General features: G+C 59.9%; 23 protein-coding genes, 1 tRNA gene and 1 pseudogene. 14 read left to right on the top strand and 11 right to left on the bottom strand.

Features of this window, described 5'->3' with window-relative positions; genetic code table 11:
• Window positions 1-20: 20 nt before the first annotated feature.
• Window positions 21-96: transfer RNA gene (locus AC11W3_RS02625), tRNA-Asn, on the bottom strand.
• A 229-nt stretch (window positions 97-325) separates the two neighbouring features.
• On the opposite strand from AC11W3_RS02625, the gene AC11W3_RS02620 reads away from it, so the two are divergent.
• Window positions 326-967 carry a cation efflux transmembrane domain-containing protein gene (locus AC11W3_RS02620; RefSeq protein WP_484091115.1) on the top strand — a complete coding sequence of 214 codons (642 nt, stop codon included), beginning with the start codon at window positions 326-328 and terminating at the stop codon, window positions 965-967.
• Between the two features lie 28 nt (window positions 968-995).
• Window positions 996-1499, top strand: coding sequence for a molybdopterin-guanine dinucleotide biosynthesis protein B (mobB, locus tag AC11W3_RS02615; RefSeq protein ID WP_484091114.1), 504 nt, complete (start codon window positions 996-998; stop codon window positions 1497-1499).
• A 140-nt stretch (window positions 1500-1639) separates the two neighbouring features.
• On the opposite strand, the gene AC11W3_RS02610 is transcribed toward mobB, so the two are convergent.
• The 8 genes from AC11W3_RS02610 to AC11W3_RS02575 form a co-directional block, all read right to left on the bottom strand.
• Window positions 1640-1960 carry a hypothetical protein gene (locus tag AC11W3_RS02610; RefSeq protein ID WP_484091113.1) on the bottom strand — a complete coding sequence of 107 codons (321 nt, stop codon included), beginning with the start codon at window positions 1958-1960 and terminating at the stop codon, window positions 1640-1642.
• Window positions 1961-2148: 188 nt separating this feature from the next.
• The gene (locus tag AC11W3_RS02605) at window positions 2149-2841 is read right to left on the bottom strand and encodes an aspartate/glutamate racemase family protein (RefSeq protein WP_484091112.1); all 693 of its coding nucleotides are present in this window, start codon (window positions 2839-2841) and stop codon (window positions 2149-2151) included.
• 318 nt (window positions 2842-3159) lie between these two features.
• Window positions 3160-3813 carry a hypothetical protein gene (locus AC11W3_RS02600; protein WP_484091111.1) on the bottom strand — a complete coding sequence of 218 codons (654 nt, stop codon included), beginning with the start codon at window positions 3811-3813 and terminating at the stop codon, window positions 3160-3162.
• A gap of 128 nt (window positions 3814-3941) precedes the next feature.
• On the bottom strand, window positions 3942-4523 hold the full coding sequence (locus tag AC11W3_RS02595; RefSeq protein ID WP_484091110.1) for a putative metallopeptidase: 582 nt from the start codon (window positions 4521-4523) through the stop codon (window positions 3942-3944).
• Between the two features lie 2 nt (window positions 4524-4525).
• Window positions 4526-4825 (bottom strand): cytochrome C, encoded by a 300-nt coding sequence (locus AC11W3_RS02590; protein WP_484091109.1) that lies wholly within the window; start codon window positions 4823-4825, stop codon window positions 4526-4528.
• 433 nt (window positions 4826-5258) lie between these two features.
• On the bottom strand, window positions 5259-6035 hold the full coding sequence (locus AC11W3_RS02585; protein WP_484091108.1) for an acyl-CoA dehydratase activase: 777 nt from the start codon (window positions 6033-6035) through the stop codon (window positions 5259-5261).
• A gap of 215 nt (window positions 6036-6250) precedes the next feature.
• Entirely contained in the window at window positions 6251-7234 is a 984-nt protein-coding gene (locus tag AC11W3_RS02580; RefSeq protein ID WP_484091107.1) for a 2-hydroxyacyl-CoA dehydratase family protein, read from the bottom strand.
• Between the two features lie 3 nt (window positions 7235-7237).
• Window positions 7238-7576 carry a hypothetical protein gene (locus tag AC11W3_RS02575; protein WP_484092431.1) on the bottom strand — a complete coding sequence of 113 codons (339 nt, stop codon included), beginning with the start codon at window positions 7574-7576 and terminating at the stop codon, window positions 7238-7240.
• 104 nt (window positions 7577-7680) lie between these two features.
• On the opposite strand from AC11W3_RS02575, the pseudogene gcvT reads away from it, so the two are divergent.
• The 6 genes and pseudogenes from gcvT (at window position 7681) to lipA (ending at window position 14108) form a co-directional block, all read left to right on the top strand.
• Window positions 7681-8772, top strand: a pseudogene (gcvT, locus tag AC11W3_RS02570) (glycine cleavage system aminomethyltransferase GcvT).
• 34 nt (window positions 8773-8806) lie between these two features.
• Window positions 8807-9175: a glycine cleavage system protein GcvH gene (gene gcvH / locus AC11W3_RS02565; protein WP_484091104.1), complete on the top strand. Its 369-nt coding sequence runs from the start codon at window positions 8807-8809 to the stop codon at window positions 9173-9175.
• Between the two features lie 5 nt (window positions 9176-9180).
• Window positions 9181-10518 carry an aminomethyl-transferring glycine dehydrogenase subunit GcvPA gene (gene gcvPA / locus AC11W3_RS02560; RefSeq protein ID WP_484091103.1) on the top strand — a complete coding sequence of 446 codons (1338 nt, stop codon included), beginning with the start codon at window positions 9181-9183 and terminating at the stop codon, window positions 10516-10518.
• A complete protein-coding gene (gene gcvPB, locus AC11W3_RS02555; protein ID WP_484091102.1) occupies window positions 10509-11945 on the top strand; it encodes an aminomethyl-transferring glycine dehydrogenase subunit GcvPB in 1437 nt (478 codons plus the stop codon). The genes gcvPA and gcvPB overlap by 10 nt, the downstream gene beginning before the upstream one ends.
• 392 nt (window positions 11946-12337) lie before the next feature.
• Window positions 12338-13192, top strand: a complete 855-nt coding sequence (locus tag AC11W3_RS02550) for a lipoate--protein ligase family protein (RefSeq protein WP_484091101.1) — start codon at window positions 12338-12340, stop codon at window positions 13190-13192.
• A gap of 22 nt (window positions 13193-13214) precedes the next feature.
• Window positions 13215-14108 carry a lipoyl synthase gene (gene lipA, locus AC11W3_RS02545; protein WP_484091100.1) on the top strand — a complete coding sequence of 298 codons (894 nt, stop codon included), beginning with the start codon at window positions 13215-13217 and terminating at the stop codon, window positions 14106-14108.
• Window positions 14109-14299: 191 nt separating this feature from the next.
• Here the strand turns inward: lipA and AC11W3_RS02540 are convergent, their stop codons facing one another.
• Complete coding sequence (locus AC11W3_RS02540; RefSeq protein WP_484091099.1) at window positions 14300-14824, bottom strand: TlpA disulfide reductase family protein; 525 nt, start codon at window positions 14822-14824, stop codon at window positions 14300-14302.
• 1 nt (window position 14825) lies between these two features.
• On the bottom strand, window positions 14826-15155 hold the full coding sequence (gene trxA, locus AC11W3_RS02535; protein WP_484091098.1) for a thioredoxin: 330 nt from the start codon (window positions 15153-15155) through the stop codon (window positions 14826-14828).
• Between the two features lie 327 nt (window positions 15156-15482).
• On the opposite strand from trxA, the gene AC11W3_RS02530 reads away from it, so the two are divergent.
• The 6 genes from AC11W3_RS02530 to hemB all read left to right on the top strand — a co-directional run bounded on the left by AC11W3_RS02530 (window position 15483) and on the right by hemB (window position 22339).
• Entirely contained in the window at window positions 15483-16157 is a 675-nt protein-coding gene (locus tag AC11W3_RS02530) for a precorrin-2 dehydrogenase/sirohydrochlorin ferrochelatase family protein (protein ID WP_484091097.1), read from the top strand.
• Window positions 16154-16969, top strand: coding sequence for a c-type cytochrome biogenesis protein CcsB (ccsB, locus tag AC11W3_RS02525; RefSeq protein WP_484092430.1), 816 nt, complete (start codon window positions 16154-16156; stop codon window positions 16967-16969). Before AC11W3_RS02530 ends, ccsB begins: the two co-directional genes overlap by 4 nt.
• A gap of 58 nt (window positions 16970-17027) precedes the next feature.
• A complete protein-coding gene (gene hemA, locus AC11W3_RS02520) occupies window positions 17028-18377 on the top strand; it encodes a glutamyl-tRNA reductase (protein WP_484089477.1) in 1350 nt (449 codons plus the stop codon).
• A 90-nt stretch (window positions 18378-18467) separates the two neighbouring features.
• Window positions 18468-19424 (top strand): hydroxymethylbilane synthase, encoded by a 957-nt coding sequence (gene hemC, locus AC11W3_RS02515; RefSeq protein ID WP_484089478.1) that lies wholly within the window; start codon window positions 18468-18470, stop codon window positions 19422-19424.
• Window positions 19425-19695: 271 nt separating this feature from the next.
• Window positions 19696-21237, top strand: a complete 1542-nt coding sequence (gene cobA, locus AC11W3_RS02510) for a uroporphyrinogen-III C-methyltransferase (protein ID WP_484092429.1) — start codon at window positions 19696-19698, stop codon at window positions 21235-21237.
• A 76-nt stretch (window positions 21238-21313) separates the two neighbouring features.
• A complete protein-coding gene (gene hemB / locus AC11W3_RS02505) occupies window positions 21314-22339 on the top strand; it encodes a porphobilinogen synthase (protein ID WP_484092428.1) in 1026 nt (341 codons plus the stop codon).
• Window positions 22340-22355: the final 16 nt, after the last annotated feature.

Genomic DNA, 22355 nt, shown 5'->3' with positions numbered 1-22355 from the left:
CTGTGAGCCTTCGTTGTTTTTGGCTCCCCAACCCGGACTCGAACCAGGGACATGGTGATTAACAGTCACCCGCTCTACCAACTGAGCTATTGGGGAATATATACCGCAAGTTGTTAACCTTGCAGGCTTATCGGCTAAAGAAGCTACCGGGAAAGCTCGAAATTTATAACATGACGCTTTTCACGTGTCAACCTCAATTTTGCCAAGATGCGATTTTCATTACCCGGCGGTCCCATGCCGTGTCCCGAGTCTTGGTTGACTTCGTCCACGGCGGCGGATATATTCGGGGCTCCGGTCGCGAATGGCTACAGAAAGAGGATACCTGATGGACCACGACAAGGTGACGCTCTACCGCGTCGCTTCCGCACTCGCACTCATTACCATCGCTTATAACCTGGTCGAGGGAGCTGTTTCCGCCTGGTTCGGCTTCGGCGACGAATCCCTGGCGCTCTTCGGGTTCGGCCTGGACTCTTTCGTCGAGGTCGTGTCGGGAGCGGGGATATGGCACATGGTGCGGCGCCAGCGGGAGCAGGCGGAAGGCGGCCACGATCTCTTCGAGCGGCGAGCGCTGAAAATCACCGGCTACGGGTTCTATGCCCTCGCTGTCGGGCTGATGGTCTCCGGAGCCTTCGACATGTACGAGGGGCATGCCCCCAAGACCACCTTTTGGGGCATTGTCGTTTCCTGCGTCTCGATCTTCTCGATGTGGCTGTTGATACATTACAAGGTGAAGGTGGGGAGGGCTCTGGGCTCCGACGCCATCCTCGCCGACGCGGCCTGCACGAGGGTCTGCCTTTACCTTTCCGGGATACTTCTCGCATCCAGTGCCGGATACCGGCTTACCGGCATAGGGTGGCTCGATGCCGCCGGCGCCTTGGGCATCTCGTGGTTCTGCATTAAAGAGGGGCGTGAGGCCCTCGGCAAAGCACGGGGCATACCGTGCAGCTGCGGCTGCAGCTGCAAGTGAATGACATGACTCAGGAGAATAAATAGCTATGCTGACCAAAGCCTTATCATTTGTGGCAAAATCCGGCACCGGCAAGACCACACTGCTGGAGAAGGTGATCACCGAGATTAAGTCCCGCGGCTACCGCGTCGGCGTGATCAAGCACGACGCCCACCGCTTCGACATCGACCACCCCGGCAAGGACAGCTACCGTCTCACTGCCGCCGGTGCCGATACCATGCTGATCTCGTCACCGGAGAAGCTGGCCATGGTGAAGAAGCACCAGCAATCCCCGCCGATCGAGGAGCTGGTAGAGACCTATTTTCAGGACGTGGATATCGTGCTGACGGAGGGGTTCAAGAAGAGCGGGATGCCCAAAATCGAGGTGCATCGCAAGGAGAGGAGCGATACGCTGCTGTGCAGAGGAGAGCAGCATGATCCTACTCTGATAGCCGTAGCCAGCGATGAGCCGCTGGAGCTGGATGTTCCTGTGCTGGATCTAAATGATCCCGTCGAGGTTGCCGAGTTCATTGTCGAGACGTTTCTGCAGTAGATCATTACCGCCGACAGACAGGCCGGCCGAGGGATCTATGGCATTATCGATGACGTCACCGTCGCCTCATTTGGCGGGAATGCTGCCATCCTGCATCGCCGTCGTGTTGATGGAGTGACACCGTCTCGTACTGTGTGTACTTATCCTTTTTTGTCATCCGCAATGTGAAGTCCGCAGTGGCGGCATTTGGCAAAAAAAGAAAGTGTCGAGTTCCGCATGTGAAAGTTGTTGCCGCATCTCGGACATTTTGAACATGCCATCATCGCCACGGCAACACAAAGGAGGATGAACCACAGCAAAAATACACCGCCTGTGAACTTGGAAGACTGTGTCAATCTCAAGGCTGTTACCGTTGCCGGCATGTAGATAAGTATCAACCCCCACAAATACCATCTGCGTCTGCGAATGATGGCAAGCATTGCTGCATAGGTTGCGGCATCTTCTACATTCTCTTGCTCCATAGCCATCTCCATGTGCCTTGCCCGGTTAACTACCTGACTCCCCAGCCAACCCTGGAATCCGCCTGGCTTCCCACTTTCGCCAGTTCTGCCTTCGCGCAATTCTTAGTCATCGCGTTCGCGACGAGTGCACTATCCCACCGGTCCCGCTACCCGCTCACATGCGTGGTCTCACCCCCTGGTCTAACGTCTCAGGCGCGCCTCAGGTAGTTGGCTATACTCTCGACGTGTATTGCAGTGGTGTTCAAGGACGGGATGCGCAGATCGCTGTCGTGAAGTATCAGTGGCAGCTCCGTGCAACCTAGTATAACCCCCTCAACGTTCTCCGACTCTATCAGCCTGTCGACAACAGCGACCAGTCCTTTTCTGGTGTCGTCCGTGAATACGCCCAGCTCTATTTCGGTGACCAGCTTGTCATGGATATAGTCCTGATCTGCCGTTGGCGGCACAACGACTTCGATGCCGTGAGCTTTGAACCGCGTCGCAAAGAAGTTGTGCTGCATGGTGAACTTAGTCCCCAGTAGCCCGACCTTCGCCAGTCCCAGTTCCTTCGTCTTATCAAGGGTAGCTGTGACAATGCTCAACAAAGGGATGGGAGATTTCGCCTGCACTTCGTCAAAGACTATGTGTGGGGTATTGGCTGTAATAACCGCGAAATCAGCGCCGGCACGATGCAGAGCTTTTACCTTGGCGACCAGAAGGTAGATGAGGCCGCTCCATGCCTGTCTGGAGACCAACCCAAGGACCTCGTCGAGGTCCACACTGTAGATGATCATTTCCGGCGCGGACAGGCTGCCCTCTGTTCTAAAACTCTCCACGATTCGTTTATAGTAATCGACCGTCGATTCGGGGCCAAGGCCGCCGATCAAGCCAATGAGTTTCATCGCTCTGCCCTCATGCGACCTTTGATTTTTCTATCACCATCACGCTAACCTGCCTCCTCATCCTTCACAACCTGTGGTCGCCGATTCCCTCCAGCAGTGTACTGATTCATGGAACCCTGGTTCGCGAAAGGGACTTCTGACACGACTCGGGCATCCGAAAGCATGAGGCGGTTGTAATGGTGGAGCAGGTTAGAATAAAGGCGTCTTTGGAGCAAGCAAATAATTGGAGTGGGTAAACGCTGCGGGTACGAAATGAAAAGGAAGCCCTTTCGGCCCCCCGTGTCTTTTACCTATCTGCCCAGATTGCTGATGAATTTATCAACCGAGTGACTTGGCAATGAACCGCTGCACGCCGCGTAGCATCTCATCGACCTCGGCAGTGCGGTACCTTTCGCCCTGGCCGTGAATGAAGTCCTCCTTCATGTACCACCAGTCTTTTATCCTCTGGTGCGTCCCCACCTGGTAGGCCTTCGCCTGGTACAGGGCGTCGTTCATCTCCTCGACCGTCCCCTCGCGAACTCCTTTCCTGTCGCAAAGGAACTGCAGCGCGTGCTGAAGGAGCACCGACGCCAGGATGCAGGCCGTCAGCTTCTCGCCCCGGCGCAGGAAATCGGCGGTCTTACCTGCCAGGAATTTGAGCACCGCATGGTCAAGGAAGACCTCTATCTCGGACAGACCTCCCTTTTCGTACTCCTCCCGCGCGGACTGCAGGATGGCCCTGCAGTTGTCAAAGGTCTCCTTGTAGACGATGTTCATGACCTTGGAGTAGATCGCGTTGAAGTTACGGTAGTAACTGCTGTCGTCCCCGAAGACCTTCTCCATGAGATCGAGAGCCGATGTAGCCCAGTCCTGAAATTTTTGGGAGTCCACGATTGCCGCGATGTCGCTGATCTGCTGCGATGACTTGACCTTCTTTGCCTTGTCAGCCAGCTCATCGAACTTCCTTTCTATCATGGAGTCCAGCTTCAGCATCTTCGGGCGCTCCTTCTGGATTGTCGCGTAAGTACCTGTCAACACTATAGCATCGAGGAGGAAAGTCAAGACTTCCTGGGGCGAGGGACGTCGAGAAGGGAATGGGAGCAGGGGCTGCCGACGCTGGCTCAGGCGGGGCTTATGCTGATGCGGGGAGCCTGCAGTCGACGGGCCACGATCGAGCGGTGACGGGCGCGCAGCTCGGCGAGGTCTCCTTGAAGGAAGGCGATGCTTGAAGGATCCGGAAGGTGCTCGAGATAGAGGTCCACCAGCTGTCCCATCAAGGCGTTGTAGCTTTTGGTCGAGGAGCCATGGGCGTAATTGCGGCCGGGGAAGCGTCGGATGTCGCCGTCGCAGGCGGGGGAGATGTGGTAGAGTTCGTGAAAGATGGTGATGAGCTTTTCCCGCAGCGAAAGCTGGAGGAAGCGGGGGACCAGGAAGTAGATGACGTAGAGCATCTCTTCGCCCTGGTGCATGATGGTCGGCATGGTGCAAAGGACGCTGCGCCGGCCGCGCCTGCTCGTCATCGACTTCTGTCCTCCTTCGAAACGCAGAGGGTGGATCTTGGCGAGGCTGCCGCCGGCGCTGGGGCGCCCGGAAGATACGCAGACCAGGAGCTTGTCGGGGGCTATGTGTCGCAGATCCGGGGTGCGGGCGATGATGTCACGGATCAGCCGCTCCAGCTCCCCGGTCAGGTTCAGCGTGGACACCCCTATTGCACCCCGGAGACCTTGAGCTTGTGGCAGAAGAGGCAGCGCATGGGGCCTCCCTGCGGCTTGACCGGGTGCTTGGGCGGGAAGGGGACTCCGCCGGGGCCGTCGAAATGGCAGACCGGGCAGCCCTTGTCAGCTTCCATCTTGCTCTGGGTTTTCTTGAAGACTTCATATGAAGGGCGGTGTCTATCATCCAGGGGGACCCGCTTGGTCTTCTCCTCGCCGGAAATAGCGAAGAAAATGGCAGCTACCGCCACGATGATGCCGATGAAAATCCAGTCTTTCTTGCCGATGCGCATGAAACCCCTCCGGAAAATAAACTTCCGGGAGGGTACCTGCGGTGCGACCAAAATTCAAGAAAAAACGGATTGGCGAGGAGAGAGGGGGAGAATCGGAAACAGAAGTGCGTGCTTCGACAGGCTCAGCACGAACGGCTCTTGGACGTGCTTCGACAGGCTCAGCACGAACGGCTTTTAGACGTGCTTCGACAGGCTCGGCACGAGCGGTTCTTAGACGTGCTTCGACAGGCTCAGCCCGAACGGCTCTTAGACTTGCTTCGACCGGCTCAGCACGAACGGCTTTTAAACGTGTTTCGACAGGTCAGCACGAGCGGCTCTTAGACCTGCTTCGGAAATTCGGCGTGGCTTGTAGCAAAATAATCGATTCCGTTCACCCTGAGCTTGTCGAAGGGTGCATCTCGATATTTGCTGCCGGTGTCTCAGTGGCTAAACGTTACGAAAGGGAGGCGCAGCCGATGGCTCCGTTGTGCTGGGGATGTTCGGGGACGATGACGCCCATGCCGCATTGGGCGGAGAGGAGGGTGATCATGGCGCCATTGAGCGCGACGCCGCCGGTGATGACCAGCTTCGGGGAGGGAAAGCGCTTCAGCATCGGCATGACCCGCTTGACCAGGGTCATGTTCACGCCGGCGCAAAGCCGGGATACAGGGTAACCCCTGAGGATCTGCCCAATCAGCTCGCTCTCCCCGAAAATGCCGCAAGTGGCATCGAGCGGGATGGGATCTACATGATGGGAGGAAAGTTCTTCCAGGGAGACCTCCAGCACCGCCGCCATGTTTTCCAGGTAACGTCCGCTGGAGGCGGCGCACTTGTCGTTCATGACGAAGTCCAAAAGCCGTCCGCCTGCGACCTGTGCGACCTTGGTGTCCTGCCCTCCCATGTCGAGCAGGGTGAAGTCGGCAAGGCCGGTCTGCACGCGGGCTCCGGCAACGTGAGCCTTGATCTCCGAGATGACGCGGGCCCCGTGAAGATTGATGCTGTTCCTGCCGTACCCGGTGACGATGATGTCAGCTTCCGCCAGTTCGGCCGCGGTGAAGATGCCGCTCCCCTCTAGATCCAGGGCCAGCTCGTCCCCAACCATCTTGCCGTACTTCTTGTAGAAGGCGATGGTGTCCTGGTCAGCCAGCCTGATGATCTCGGTTCCACGCATCAAGGCGAACTTGGCTTTCCTGCTCCCGAGGTCTATTCCTATTTTTAGCGTTTTCGGCACGTCGTTCGTTGCTCCTGCGTCATAAATGAAGCCGGACTGTCTTTGCATTCAGCCATTGTCGAGGGAACGGCACAGAGAAGAGAGTGAAGTGAGAGTATCTCGTAATTTCTTCAGCCGAGGGGTTGCCAAAGACAGAAGCCATTGTAATATATTTCTGCCTGATTGTGGCCCAAAGCCGCCTTGGCCGCACTATGAGTAAGCGGATCTCTCCTATGTCAGATGCGGTCTTCCAGCAGCTCCAGAAAACCTTCGATCCTGATCTTCGTCCTGGCATCGACATCCCCCGGTTTGTCACCTTCGAGAGTGAGCACCGGTAGGTTGATCTTCTTTCTCAGTACCATGTCTTCGATCTGCCTGAAGCAGAAGGACTGCACGTAGTGGATGACGGCGTCGATCCTGCGTTCTTCGATCTCGCGGGTGATGTCCTCGATCCTGTGAAAGATGTCGTAGGGGTAGGTGTAGGCGCGGTACTGCTCCACGACATCGGAAATGCCGTACGGCATTGAGAATTGCCTTTGGGTCTCGTTGAGGACCACCCTCGCCCCGTGCTGCTCCAGGAAAGGGTAAAGCCCGGACACGATGGGAGGGACACCGAGGTACGCCAGCCTCATGCCGTCTTTGCGTGCCGGCCTCGAGGAGGCCTCGGCAAGAAAGGCGTCGACCTCGGCCTCGAAGGCATCCAGGTCGCCGTTCATGTCGGAGGTGCAGACCTGGAAGTAGTGGTTCTCTTCGCCGGTAACCTTGTCGTGCTGAAAGGTGAGCCGGTCGATCTCGTGGACTTTGGCGCGGATCAGGTCGAGGCGCTCCTTGGCGTCATTGACTTCTGCCCAGCCGACGCCGAAGTGGGCCATCAGCTTTTCGATCTCGGCGCCAAGTGACTCGGCGTCGCGGCCTGCCGGGTAGGCGAAGGGATAGACCCGGATTCCCTTGAGGGAGAGGACCTCCATCAGCGCCTTGGTGTAACTGCAGTCGCCCTCGGTGACGGCGATCATTTCGGTGACGCCGCTGGCGAGGACGGAGCTGTAGATCCCCTTGATCCAGGCGCAGACGTTCCTGGGGAAACCGTCCAGTTCGGCATCCTCGATAAGGGCCTGGCTTTCAGGGTGGGTGATGAAGATGTTGTTCAGGTCGACCGGGACCACGCCCGCCGCGACCAGCACCTCGAGGGGGATGGTGGAGGTAAAACCGACTTTCCGCAAAACTTACTCCGCCTTGATGAAGTGGAAGTAGATGAGGACAGCCCCGATGGCGAGGCCGCCGAAAGCAAAGGGGATGGTCGATGTCACCGAAAGGCTGTCTCCGTCAGCCGGCATCGTGTACCGAATCAGCAGCAGAACAGAGACGGCGGTGAAGAGGACCGAGAGCACGAACTTGGATCTGACCACCACGGCGTAGAAGGCCAAGACCAGAAAGATCCCCACAAACCACGGGTTGGTGATGGCGCTCTTTACCGTCAGGTGCTGCAGGAAGTCGACGACATGCTCGGTTTCGAAAGGTGACAGCGCCTCGATTGTCTTTTGTACCAAACTGGATGTATCCATATTGCTCCTCCGCAATAGACACAAGATTATAGATAACCGGTGCTTTTGGCAAGAGGTTAAAGGAGCCGGGGAGCGACCTCCCTACAACCAGGAAGGAGAAAGAGATGGATGACCTCAAGGCAACTCCGCTGCGTGCGCATCACGAGGCACTGAAAGCCCTTATGGCGCCTTTCGGGGGGTGGCTCATGCCCATCCAGTACGAGGGGATCATCGCCGAGCACAGGTGGTGCCGGGAGCAGGCGGCCCTTTTCGACATCTGTCACATGGGGGAGTTCAGCTTCAACGGTGACATCGAGGCCGACGGATTGGAGAATGTCTTCACCTTCTCAGTGAAGAGCATTCCAGTCGGCCGCTCCCGCTACGGGTTCCTGCTGAACGATCGTGGAGGGGTGATAGACGACCTGATCGTTTTCCGGTTGGCCGAAAACGAAGTCATGATCGTCGTCAACGCGGCTACGACCGCCAACGATCTCTCGGTGATCCGCTCCCGGCTGAAGGATGGCGCAAAGCTGGTCGATATCTCCGATCAGACCGGGAAGCTGGACCTGCAGGGGCCGCTTTCCCGCCAGGTGCTGGTGGACCTCTTCGGAGAAGAGATCGGGCAGATCCCCTTCTTCAAGTTCATCAGGACCCGCATCCTTGACGCCGATGCCATTGTCAGCCGGACCGGCTACACCGGGGAACTGGGATACGAGATCTTTCTTCCCTCGGGGTAGGTCTCCGAACTATGTGAACTGCTCCTCACGGATCCGCGGGTAAAGCCGGCGGGGCTGGGGGGGCGGGACCTGCTGCGGCTGGAGGTCGGATATTCCCTCTATGGCAGCGACCTTGACGAGCACACCACCCCCCTGGCCGCCGGTCTTTCCTCCTTCGTCAATCTGGAGAAGGAGTTCGTGGGCAAGGCCGCGCTCCTCGATGAGCAGCGGAGGGGGCCTTCCAGGGTCAAGGTGGCCTTCCGGTGCAATTCTCGACGGGCGCCGCGCCACGATTACGGTATATTTCACCAGGGGGCGCAGGTGGGGGCCGTCACCAGTGGCGCCTTCTCGCCCATGCTGTGCTGCGGCATCGGGCTCGGTTTCGTAAAGCCTGGGGCATCGGCAGCCGGCACGAAATTACAGATCAAACAGGACAGGGTGGAGATAGAAGCAGAGGTGGTCGAGCTCCCCTTCTTTACCGGGGGGTCGTTGCGGGCATAGCATTTCTCTCATAAAAATTGCGGAGGTTCTCCAAATGGCGAAGCACTATACGAAAGAGCACGAGTGGGTAGTTCTGGAAGGCAACACCGCGACCATTGGAATCAGCGAGCACGCGGCGCACGAGTTGGGGGACATTACCTTTGTCGAGCTCCCTCAGAAGGGGAAGACCGTGAAGCAGTTCGACACCCTGGCGGGGATCGAGTCGGTGAAGGCCGCCAGCGACATCTATTCCCCGGTCTCGGGAAAGGTCATCGAGGTGAACGGTAAACTGGAAGACTCACCCGAACTGGTCAATGAGAGCGCCGAGGAGGGGGGCTGGATCTGCAAGCTGGAGGCGAGCGATCCCTCCGAGATCGGGGCGCTGATGGATTCAGCCGCCTATGCCGAATTCGTGAAAGGATAAGCGTGATGGGATACTGTCCTAATACACCCGAAGAGATCCGGGAGATGCTGAACGTGATCGGCGCCGGGAGCGTCGAGGAGCTCTTTTCCCCCATCCCGGGAGAACTGAGAGCGAAGTCGTTCGACCTTCCGCAGGGGATGTCGGAATTCGAGTTGGTGAAGTTCATGAGTGAGAAGGCGTGTTCCTGCGGAAGGGATATCGTCCCCTTTATCGGCGGCGGGATCTACGACCATTTCATTCCGGCTGCCGTCGACCACCTCTCCTCGCGCGCCGAATTCTACACCGCCTACACCCCCTACCAGCCGGAGTGCTCACAGGGGACCCTGCAGGCCCTCTTCGAGTATCAGACCTCGATCTGCCGGCTGACAGGGCTCGAGGCATCCAACGCCTCCCTTTATGACGGCGGGACTGCGGTGGCGGAAGCGGCGCTCATGGCTATGAGGATCACCGGGCGTCATGCCGTGGTAGTGGACCAGTCCGTGAATCCTCTCCACCGTGAGATCGTGCGCGGCTACCTGGCGAACCTGTCGGATCAGGTGGTGGAGGTGGCGCCGAGGGGTTCCGATTCAGACCTCCACTGCCTCATGAAGTCCATCACCGACCAGACCGGTGCCGTCATCGTGCAGAACCCCAACTTCTTCGGCAGTGTCGAGGATTACTCCAGCCTCGCGCACAAGGCCCATCAGCATGGAGCGCTGCTGATCGTTTCCTGCTACCCGATTTCCCTGGGTCTTTTGAAGACCCCGGGTGAGATGGGGGCGGACATAGCGGTGGGGGACGGGCAGAGCCTGGGGAACACCGTCTCCTTCGGCGGCCCGTACTTCGGCTTCATCACCACCAGGAAGAGCTTCATCAGGAACCTCCCGGGGCGCATCGTGGGCGAAACCATCGACAAGGGGGGACAGCGGGGGTACGTACTGACCCTGCAGGCGCGCGAGCAGCACATCAAGCGGCAAAAAGCCACCTCCAACATTTGCAGCAACCAGAGCCTCTGTGCCCTTCGCGGCCTGATGTTCACCGCGGCTCTGGGGCGAAAGGGGTTCGAGGAGCTCGCGGCCCTGAATTTCGACAAGGCCCAGTACGCGAGAACGGTCCTTTCCGGGATCGACGGCGTCAGCGTCCTCAATGGCGGGACTACCTTCAACGAGTTCACCCTCTCCCTTACCAAACCCGCGGCCCAAGTGGTGGAGAGGCTTTTGAAAGCGGGGGTGGCGGCCGGGGTGCCCTTGGGGACCTACTATCCGGGAATGGAAAACGCCATGGTGGTGACGGTTACCGAGAAGAGGACCAAGGGCGAGATCGACCAGTTCGCGGCCCTTTTAAAGGAGGCGATATGGAGCTGATCTTCGAGCAGTCGGTTCCCGGCCGCACCGGGGTCAGGGTCCCGCTCCCCGATGTCCCCAAAGCCATCGGATTCCCCCCCGAGCTCAGGCGAGAGGCGCCGGCGGCCTTCCCGGAGGTGAGCGAACTCGACCTCGTGCGCCACTACACCAATCTCTCCCGCAGGAATTTCTCGATCGACACCAACTTCTATCCCCTCGGCTCCTGCACCATGAAATACAACGCCAAGGTGATGGAGAACGTCGCCGCCGTCTTCGCCCACTGCCACCCGATGCTGGCACTCCTTCCAGGAGGGGAGGAACTGGTGCAGGGGCCCCTTTCCGTCATCTACGGGCTGGAACGCCAGCTCTGCGAGATCACCGGCATGGACGAGGTCACCACCCAGCCTCTGGCCGGAGCGCACGGGGAGATGACAGGCATCATGCTGATCGCTGCCTACCACAAGGCGCGGGGGGAGAAGCGCAGGTACGTGATCGTCCCCGATTCCTCCCACGGCACCAATCCGGCCAGCGCGGCCATGGCGGGATACGAGATCGTCACCATCCCGACCGCCGGCTACGGTGACATGGATCTCGACGCCTACCGGGCGGCGGTGAACGATCAGGTGGCGGCGGTGATGATGACCTGTCCCAACACCCTCGGGATATTCAACCCCCACATCGCCGAGATCTGCGAGATCGCCCACCAGGCCGGGGCCCTGACCTATTACGACGGCGCGAACCTGAACGCCATCATGGGCAAGGTACGCCCGGGCGATGTCGGCTTCGACGTGGTCCACGTCAACCTTCACAAGACCTTCGGCACCCCCCATGGAGGAGGTGGCCCAGGTTCGGGACCGGTCGGCGTCAAGAGTACCCTCATCCCCTATCTCCCGACCCCGCGGGTGGTGAAAAGGGGGGAGGGGAGCTTCGGCCTGGAGGCATATCCGGAGGGCATCGGCAGGGTCTCCGATTTCTTCGGCAACTTCGGCGTCATGGCCCGAGCCTTCGCCTACATCACCCTGCTGGGTCGGGAGGGGCTGATCGAGGTCAGCGAGCAGGCGGTCCTTAACGCCAATTACATGATGGCGCGGTTGAAGGAGGAATATGATCTTCCCTTCGACACCACCTGCATGCACGAATGTGTCTTCTCAGCCAGCCGTCAACTCGCCGATGGCGTCCACGCGATCGATATCGCCAAATACCTGATCGACCGCGGTTTCCATCCGCCGACCGTCTACTTCCCGCTTAACGTGAAGGAGGCGATCATGATCGAGCCGACCGAGACGGAGAGCAAGCAAACCATGGACTCTTTCATAGCGGCCATGATCGAGGCGGCGAGGATGGCGAAGTCCAACGCGGCGGAATTGCACGAAGCGCCGTTGACTACCCCGGTGGGGCGGCTGGACGAGACCAGGGCCGCCAGGGCGTTGCAGGTCTGCTGCGAGTAATCAAGATGTTGTCGCGGGTAATGCGAGCTCCGGCGGGAAGCCTCCGGAGCTCATTTTTTAGCGAAACCTGTCCTCGACTGGAGTTCTGGAGGGCGCATCTGCGGTTAGCTACTTGCACCTGCCCATTTCTCTACATTTCAAGCTCCCCCTCGCCCTCCGGGAGAGGGTCGGGGTGAGGGAAGCCCGTATCTCAGTGGCACCTTCCCCCACCCCCTGCCCCCCTCCCGCCAGGGGGGGGGAGATTTGCCTTTAGCTCCATGGGGCCTCTGTGGCACCTTCCCCCGCCCGCCCCTCACGCCAGACGAGGTAGAGTTTCCTGTTTCATGTGATGTAATATCTCCGGCTTTCATGTAAGGTGAAAAAATGTTACCCAACGAGGAAAAGGCCCGCCGATGACTCACACTTTGCCGGCATGGCGGCTCATTGATGCGGGACCGCTGGACGGCCCTTCCAACATGGCGCTCGACGAGGCGCTTTTTTCCTGCTTCGATCCTGACAGCTCCTGCCCGATACTGAGACTGTACGGCTGGAGCCCTCCGGCGTTGTCGCTGGGGCGGTACCAGGATGCCGAGGCCGCGCTGAGGCTCGATCTCTGCGAGGCCGACCGGGTGACGGTGGTTCGCCGCATGACTGGCGGCGGGATCATATTCCACGCCGACGAGCTTACCTACAGCATCGTGTGCTCGCCGGCTCAGATCGGGGAGACCGGGGTGAAGGATGGTTTCCGCAGCCTGTGCGGGTTCCTGCTGCAGACCTACCGGAAGCTGGGGCTGGAGGCGGGATTCGCCAAAGATCTTCAACCGGGCAATGACAGGTTGGGGGAGCGCACGGCCTTTTGCTTTGCGGGGAAGGAAGAGTACGACGTACTGGTGAATGGCCGGAAGATCGGCGGCAACGCGCAGCGCAGACGGCGTGGTGTGATCCTCCAGCATGGCTCGATTCCTGTTACGAGCCAGGTGCGGGAGGCGATGCGCTACCTGAAAGAGCCGGCTCCCGGCGCCGACGGGGCTGTCAGCCTGGCGGAACTTGGCCTTAGGCCGGAGCTGGCCGGGCTGAAACAGGTGCTGGTGACCTCTTTCCAGGAGGCGCTCGGGGTAACGCTTCAACCTGGTACCGTGACCGAGGATGAGCGGGCGGCGGCCGCACGGCTTGAGGAGACGAAATACCGCTCCCGCCGGTGGAACTTCCATGGGAAGTCCGCTGCAGAGTACCCTTCCGAACTTCCGGCACCTGCCGCTCCGAACTGAGACCCATGACCAACTGAGACCCATGACCAGCAATAGGCGGACCCGAGCAATGGACCCTCTACGCAAACCGCACTGGCTGCAGAAGAAGATTATCCCCGCCGCCCATCTGGAGATGGAGGGGCTTTTGAAGGAGTTGCGCCTCAACACCGTCTGTCAGCAGGCGCGCTGTCCGAACATCACCGAATGCTTCAGCCAGCGGCAAGCCACCTTCCTGATCCTCGGCCGCATCTGCACGCGGATGTGTTCTTTTTGCAGTGTCTCGAAGGAGGCACCTCTTGCCGTCGATGCCGGCGAACCGGGAAACGTCGCCGAGGCGGTCTCGCGGCTGCAGCTCTCACATGTCGTGATTACCAGCCCGACCCGCGATGATCTCGCCGACGGTGGCGCCGCGGTTTATGCGGAAACGGTGGCGCGGATCCGGACGCTCTCCCCCCACACCAAGGTCGAGCTCCTGGTCCCCGATTTTCTGGGAGATCCCGAAGCCCTGGCCCGCGTGGTCTCCAGCAAGCCCGACATTCTCGGCCACAACGTGGAAACGGTTCCGCGGCTGTACCAGGTCAGATCGGGCGCCGATTATCAACGGTCCCTTGAACTTTTGGCCGAGGCGCGTCGGCTCGATCCGGAGCTGAAGACCAAGTCGGGGCTGATGCTGGGGCTGGGGGAGGAGGAGGCTGAGGTATTCGCGGTGTTGGAGGATCTGCTGAAGAGGGGATGTTCGTATCTGAGTCTGGGGCAGTATCTCTCCCCGAGCCGTCTTCACTATCCCGTGCAGCGGTACGTGGAACCGGAGGTCTTCGAAGAGTACGGGGAAAAAGCCGCAGCCATGGGGTTTCAGCACGTGGAGAGCGGCCCCTATGTCCGAAGCTCCTACCACGCCGACCTCTACGGCTCATCGATCAAATCGTCCGCCCCGTGAGATTCCTCACAGAGTGGACCCTGCGCTGGCAAGCATAGCCGGTTGCCTTTCCGTAGGAGCGCCCTCCCGGGCGCGAACCGCCTTCCACTAAAACGGCAACAATGTCATCCGCGATTCAAAAACGACAACGGCCCCTGCTGAGTGATGAAACTCGACAGGGGCCGCGGTGATTCTGGTATCTAGTCCAGGTCCTATTCTGCCAGGAGCCTCTTGATGGTATCCTCTAGGGTCTTGGCCGTCTGGTCGGAATAACCCTGGAATTTTTCCGCCACCATACCCCTTTTGTTGATGACGAAGATGGTCGGGATGGAGCGCAGCCCATAGTCGGCCTGCATCTCGTCTCCACCGATGGCCACGGGATAGCTGATCCTGCGGGCGGCGATGAAATCCCTGACCTCGTGATCATTCCCCTCGTCCACGCTTACCCCGAGGATCTGCAGTCCCTGCTTACCGTATTTCCGGTTCAGGACGTTCATGTACGGGATCGATTCCCTGCAGGGGATGCACCAGGTGGCGAAGAAGTCCATGACCAGCACGTACCCCCGGTAGTTGGCCAGCGTGATCGGCTGTCCCGAGGTGGTGACCAGTTTGATGGCCGGGGCCTTCTCCCCTTTCTGCAATATGGCGGCTGCCGGTTGCGTTGATAACAGCAAGCCTGCAACCGCCAAGGGAATGATTTTGCCTGCGAGTTTCTTGAACAGGATGGTCGTCTTCATGTTAGAGAGCCTTCTTGATCAGTGCCTCCAGCTGTGATTTGGGTATCGCACCTACCACCTGGTCCAGCACTTTGCCGTCCTTGATCAGGATCACGGTGGGGATCCCGCGGACGCCGTATTTGCCCGGGGTTGCCGGGTTGTCGTCAACATTGACCTTGCCTACTTTGATTCGTCCTTCGTACTCCGATGCTACGGCGTCGATGAGCGGCGCTATGGCTTTGCAGGGGGCGCACCAGGTTGCCCAGAAGTCAACCAGTACCGGGATCTCAGACTGGAGGACGTCCTTTTCGAAGTTGTCGTCAGTAAACGTGCGTACGTTTTCGCTTGCCATTGAACCGTCTCCTTTAATAAGAAAAGTGAGTATTACTATAAATGAGCGGTCGAAAAAAGCAAGGGCTTTCAGGCCGCCCGAAGCCGCGACTGTCACCGAAGCGGCTCTACTCGGGACAGTAAACGCCCGCCTCGCCAGGGGCTTATCAGTTCCTCACCGTTTGCGAAGATTCGGGTCGAGGAGACGGTAGGGCGGATCTCCTCCAATGAATATACATCCGTTGGGCCGGGAAGGTCTTGAAAAACCGTTTCACCTCGGCTCGATTGGCTGTTGACACCCCGATGGCTCTGCGCGATAGTGTGCGGACTTCGGATGTCGGAGGGACCGTTGCGATATTACCCGGTAAATCTGGATCTCCATGGCAGGTCTGCGGTCATTGTAGGAGGGGGCGCCGTCGCGGCCCGCAAGGCCGCTCGTCTGGTGTCGGCGGGGGCGCGTGTCGTGGTGATAGCTCCCCGCGTCGACGGGAGGATGGCCGGCCTGGTTGCGGAAGGGGCAATCGTCCACCACCGGCGCGACTATCAAAGGGGTGATCTCGCCGACGCCTTCCTGGCCTTTGCCGCCACCGACGCCGCCGCCACCAATCTCGCGGTCGCCGCCGAGGCAAAAGAGCTCGGAATTCTCATCGATGTGGTCGATGCACCGGGTGAAAGCAGCTTCACCACCCCCGCCGTACTGGAGCGCGGCGACCTCCTGGTAACCGTCTCGACCGCGGGGGCGAGCCCGGCACTTTCGAAGCGCATCATCAAGGAATTGGAGCCCCAATTTGGACCCGAGTACGCCGAGGCGGTAGCGCTTTTGGGCGCCGTCCGTGAAAAGTTATTGACTGTAAAGGGGGGGAACGCATACAATGTGCGGGTTTTTGCCGAGCTTGCAGCGCTAGACCTCCCCGCGCTGATCAGAAACGGACAGAGGGATGCAATAGACCAGATACTCCTGAAGCTCTCTTTTGCCGGGTCCGGCCCGGTCCAGGATGGAGCTGAAAAAAAGGATCCGTCATGAACGCCTTGCTCTTCAATAGCACCCTTGTCATCTATGCTGCTGCGACCGTTCTGTACTTGGCCTACCTGGTCAAGCCCAAGGAAATCCTGGGGCGCTCCGGCCACTGGCTGATCTCCATCGGTTTCCTGGTCCACCTCGCCTTCACCGTCAACCGGTACGTAGAGGCAGGCCACACGCCGATCACCAACCTGCACGAGGCCCTCTCCTTCTTCAGCCTGTGCATCGTCGGCGTATTCATTCTCTTCGAACGGCGCTACAAGGTCTTCATCCTGGGATCTTTCGTCATGCCGCTGGCCCTGCTGGTCCTTGCCGTCTCGGCCGCCTTCTCCGCGGTCATTCCTCCTCTCAACCCGGCTCTCAAGAGCAAGTGGCTGGCCGTGCACACGATGATGGCCTTCCTGGGCTATGCAGCCTTCGCAGTTTCCTTCGGCACCAGCATCATGTATCTCATCCAGTCGCACTTCCTTAAGAAGCGCCGGCTCGGTTCGCTGTTCCAGAAACTGCCGCCGCTCGACGTGCTCGACGAGATCAGCTACCGCTGCCTGACGCTGGGCTTCCCGCTGCTCACCTTCGCCATCATCTCCGGCGCGATTTGGGCGGAGACCGCCTGGGGGACCTACTGGAGCTGGGACCCGAAGGAGACCTGGTCGCTCATCACCTGGTTCATCTATGCAGCCCTCCTGCACGGGAGGCTGACCACCGGCTGGCGCGGCAGGAAAGCGGCGATGCTCTCCATCTTCGGTTTTGTCATCATGCTCTTCACCTTCCTCGGCGTGAATCTCCTGCTGCCGGGGCTGCATAGCTACAAGTGAGCATGGTCGAGGCGGCAGCCGCTGTCGGTTGCGATTCTCAAGAAGGGGCAGGACAGATATGAACATTATCGTGGTTGGTCTCTCGCATAAAACCGCCGCAGTAGAGATACGGGAAAAGGTCGCCTTCGCTCCCACCCAGATGGAGAAGCCGCTGAAGGCCGTGGTCTCCCTTCCGGACATCACCGAGGCCGTCATCGTCTCCACCTGCAACAGGGTCGAGATCTATGCCACCACCCGTGACGTGGCCGGCGGCATGGCCAGGCTCAAGCGCTTCCTCTCCGATTACCACGGCATCCCGCTGGAGACCCTCGAAGGCCACCTCTACAGCTACCATGGCGAGGATGCCACCCGCCACGTTTTCCGGGTCGCCTCCAGCCTGGACTCCATGGTCGTCGGTGAGCCGCAGATTCTGGGGCAGATCAAGACCTCCTACGGATACGCCGCCGAATACAAGAGCTCCGGCATCATCCTCAACCGGTTCCTCCACAAGGCCTTCTCGGTGGCCAAGAGGGTGAGGACCGAGACCAAGATCGCTTCCTCCGCCGTTTCGGTGGCCTTTGCCGCCGTCGAGCTGGCCAAGAAGATCTTCGGGGAGCTCTCGGACAAGACCGTCCTTTTGATCGGGGCCGGCGAGATGTGCGAGCTGGCCGCCAAGCACTTCATCAACGTGGGCGTGCGCGGCGTCATGGTCACCAACCGCACCTTCGAGCGTGCCGAAAAGCTGGCCCAGGAGTTCGACGCCAAGCCGATCCACTTCGACGACCTCTTCGACCAGCTGCACAAGGCGGACATCATCCTCTCCTCGACCGGCGCTCCCCACTTCATCATCAGGGAGAAAGAGGTGGCTGAGGTCATCCGCCGCCGCAAGATGAAGCCGATGTTCTTCATAGACATCGCCGTCCCCAGGGATATCGACCCCAACGTCAACAACGTGGAGAACGTCTATCTTTACACCGTCGACGACCTCAACGGGGTGGTGGCGACCAACCTGGAGCAGCGCAAGATCGAGGCGGCCAAGGCGGAGGCCATCGTCGAGCAGGAGATCGGCCAGTTCTTCAAATGGCTCTCCTCGCTGGAAGTCACCCCGACCATCGTGGCGCTCAGGACCCGGTTCGACGAGATCCGCAGGGCCGAGCTGGCCAAGACGCTGTCGGGGTGGAAGAACCTGCCCCCCGACGCGGAGAAGAAGCTCGAGGCGCTGACCAACGCCATCATGAACAAGCTGCTGCATCAGCCGACCAGCGTGCTGAAGCGGACCGACCAGGGCAACCGCAACGACCTCTACGTCGACGCGCTGCGGCACCTCTTCGATCTGGAAACAGGCGCCCCCCAGGAGAATCTGGTGGAGCTCGATGAATTGGACGACCTTTCCTCCCCAGTCAAGGAAGGGGCTGCCGGGTGTAAGTAAGGCGCCCACAGCAGGACCACGAACATATAACCGGGTAAGGAACGGACGTTAACGGCATCCCTCCCCTCAAAGAAAAGGAGATAGAGACAGATGGCGCTGAAAGAGCTGAGAATAGGGACCCGCGCGAGCCAGCTCGCACTTTGGCAGGCTAACTGGGTTAAGTCCGAGCTGGAAAAACGCTACCCCGATATGACGGTGACCCTCACCAAGATCAAGACCATCGGCGACAAGATTCTCGACGTGCCCCTGGCCCAGGTCGGCGGCAAAGGCCTTTTCGTCAAGGAGATCGAGGAGGCGATGCTGCGCGGTGAGATCGATATCGCCGTCCACAGCATGAAGGACGTCCCGACCGAGTTCCCCGAAGGTCTCGGCCTTTACTGCATCACCGAGCGCGAAGATCCGCGCGACGCAGTCATCTCCCGCGGCGTAAAGTTCGCCGACCTCCCGCAGGGCGCCCGCATCGGCACCTCGGCGCTCCGTCGCCAGGCACAGCTGCTGAAGGTCCGCCCCGACCTGGAGATGGTTATCATCCGCGGAAACGTCGAGACCCGTATCAACAAACTCGAGACCGAGAACCTCGATGCCGTCATCCTCGCAGCCGCCGGTCTCAACCGTCTCGGCTTCGCGGACAGGGCCAGCGAGCTGCTGTCGACCGACCTCTCCCTGCCGGCGATCGGCCAGGGCGCCCTCGGCATCGAGTGCAACCTCGCCAATGAAGAGGTCAAGGAAACCATCGCCTTCTTCAACCATGCCGATACCAGCTACGCCGTCCGCGCCGAGCGCGCCCTCCTCTGGCGCTGCGAGGGTGGCTGCCAGGTGCCGATTGCGGCATTCGGCCAGGTCGCCGGAGGCGAGCTGACTCTGAACGGCTTCATCGCCTCGGTCGACGGCAAGGTCTCCGTCAAGGGAAGCGTCACCGGTCCCGCTGAAAACTGCGAGAAACTGGGCGTGCAGCTGGCCGAGCAGCTCCTGGCGGAAGGCGGCCACGCCATCCTGGCGGAGGTCTACCAGCGCGAAGTCTCACGCGAAAAAGAGATCCCGGTCTGATTGCAGAGCCGGCCGAGCCGCTCTGATTAGCTGCCCAAGCTTCTCTTCATCAGAGGAAACCTTGACGCGCATGAAGATAGGCAGTATGTGAAACTGTTTGTAACAAGGTAAAAGGCTAACGGATCTCCCTTAGCCTTTTGCCGTTTCTCCCGGAGCCGGTTATCAACCTCGGATGCGTCTTTCCGCCAGGAAAGCCGCAATCCCCCCCTCCCGATCAGGAAGATCGGGGGGCTGGCGTCCTTCAACCATATGCAATGACTCGGTGCACCTTATGACACTTCAGGTCGGGAAAAATGGATACGTCTACCTCATCGGCGCCGGCCCCGGCGATCCCGGGCTGATCACGGTGAAGGGGCGGGAGTGCCTGGCTAAGGCAGAGGTGGTCCTTTATGACTACCTCGCCAATGACGAGCTCCTCCGGTTGGCCCCGAAGGGGGCCGAGCTGATCTATGCCGGGAAGGTGGGGGGCGAGCACAACCGCGAACAGCGGCAGATCAACGAACTCCTGGTGGAAAAGGCGCTCTCGGGAAAGGTCGTGGCACGGCTGAAAGGGGGAGACTCCTTCATCTTCGGCCGCGGTGGCGAGGAGTGCGAGGCGCTCGTTGAAGCCGCAATCCCGTACGAGGTCGTACCCGGCATCACGGCCGGCGTCGGCGCTACCTGCTATGCCGGAATCCCTCTCACCCACCGCGGCGTCACCACCTCCGTTGCCTTCGTCACCGGGCATGAGAGCCCCGGCAAGGCCAGCTCGGAGATCGACTGGGAAGGGCTCTCGCTCGGAAGCGGCACGGTCGTCTTCTATATGGGAGTGAAGAACCTGCCGCAGATCGCGGAGAACCTGATGGCTCATGGCCGGGCGCCGGAGACCCCGGTGGCGCTGATCCGCTGGGGGACGAGGCCGGATCAGGAAGTCCTTACCGGCACCCTCGCCGACATCGCGGAAAAGGCGCGGCAGCTCGGATTCAGGGCTCCCGCCATAACCGTCGTCGGTGAAGTCGTGAACCTCAGGGAGACCCTGCGGTGGTTCGATAACAGGCCCCTCTTCGGAAGATCGGTCATGGTAACCAGGGGCGCAGATCAGGCCGGCGAGTTTTCTTCGAAGCTGGAGCGGCTTGGCGCCAGGGTCTACAGCTGCCCGACGATAGAGATCACCCCCCCCAAAAGCTACGCCGAACTTGACGAGGCTATCAAGGAGCTGGGGAGCTTCGACTGGGTTGTCTTCACCTCGTACAACGCCGTCAAGTACTTCTTCGCCAGGCTGAGCGAGCATGGCCTGGACACGCGCGCCCTCGGCGGCTGCCGCGTCTGCGCGGTCGGTCCCAAGACCGCTGCGGCGCTCGTCCCGTTCGGCGTCAAGGCCGATCTGGTCCCGGAAGACTACAAGGCGGAAGGGGTAGTCGCGGCTTTCGCCGGGATGAACAACGCCGGGAAGCGCGTCCTCTTTCCCTGTGGAGACCGGGCGCGGGACCTGATCCCGGAAGAGTTGAGAGGGATGGGGGCGCAGGTGGCGGCGCCGGTGGCCTACGCCAACGAGACTCCCGGTGAGATCCCGTCCGAGTCGCTGCAGGCGCTGGAAGAGGGCAAGATCGATTGCGTTACCTTCACCTCCTCATCGACGGTAAAGAACCTGGCGGCCATCCTCGGGGAGAACCACTTCCTGCACCTGATGGAAGGGGTCAGCGTGGCCTCCATCGGTCCGGTCACCTCCAAGACCTGCCGGGAGCTGGGGCTTGAGGTGCACATGGAGCCGGCGGAATACACCCTCGATGCGCTTTGTGCCGAATTGATTGCACATTTTGCAGCCGTTCAATGATATGTAGTCCATCCCGCAAGTTGGTGAAGAAATAGAATGACAGCTACATCACCCGCATAAACCAAAGGAGAGTGCGATGTTCTACCCAGTGTACAGAGCGAGACGAATCCGTGGCAAAGAGGTCTTCAGGAACATGGTCAGAGAGACTTCCCTTTCCACCAACGACCTCATATACCCGATGTTTTCCGCCTTCGGCAAAGGGATCAAGAAGGAGATCTCCTCGATGCCGGGCATCTATCAGCAGTCCATAGAGAACATCGTGGAGGAGGCCCAGGAGGCCTATGAGCTGGGCGTTCCGGCGGTCATCCTCTTCGGGATTCCCGAGCAGAAGGACGCCATGGGGAGCGACGCCTACTCCGACACCGGGATCATCCAGGAGACCATCAGGGCCCTCAAGAAGAGCGTGCCGAAGCTCGCGGTCATCACCGACGTCTGCATGTGCGAGTACACCGACCACGGCCACTGCGGGATCATCAAGAACGGCGACGTCGACAACGACGAAACCCTCGAGCTTCTGGCCAAGGAGGCCCTTTCCCACGCCCAGGCCGGTGCGGACATGGTGGCTCCTTCCGACATGATGGACGGCCGCGTTGCCGCCATCCGCGAGTCGCTGGACAACAACGGCTACAAGGACATCCCGGTCATGAGCTATGCGGTCAAGTATGCCTCCGGCTACTACGGTCCTTTCCGTGAGGCTGCAGAATCGACCCCGCAGTTCGGCGACCGCCGTTCGTACCAGATGGACCCGGCCAACAGGCTCGAGGCGATTCGCGAGGCGCGGATGGACGTCGAGGAGGGGGCCGATATCCTCATGGTCAAGCCGGGCCTCCCCTATCTCGACATCCTGCGCGAGGTGAGAAACGAGTTCAATCTGCCGACGGCCGTCTATAACGTCTCCGGCGAGTACAGCATGATCAAGGCCGCGGCGAACGCGGGCTGGATCGACGAGGACCGCGTGGTGATGGAAACCATGATGTCCTTCAAGAGGGCCGGCGCCGACCTGATCCTGACCTATCACTCGAAGGAAGTGGCGAAGCTCCTCAAAAAGGGATACGAAGCATCCTTCCTCGAGCGCTCCAGCTGCGGCTGCGGCTGCAAATGAAATAACAGGCAAAAAT

The organism is Geomonas sp., assembly GCF_056994735.1.
Note: the sequence above shows the minus strand (reverse complement) of the source record. Positions and strands in the feature narration are given on the sequence as shown.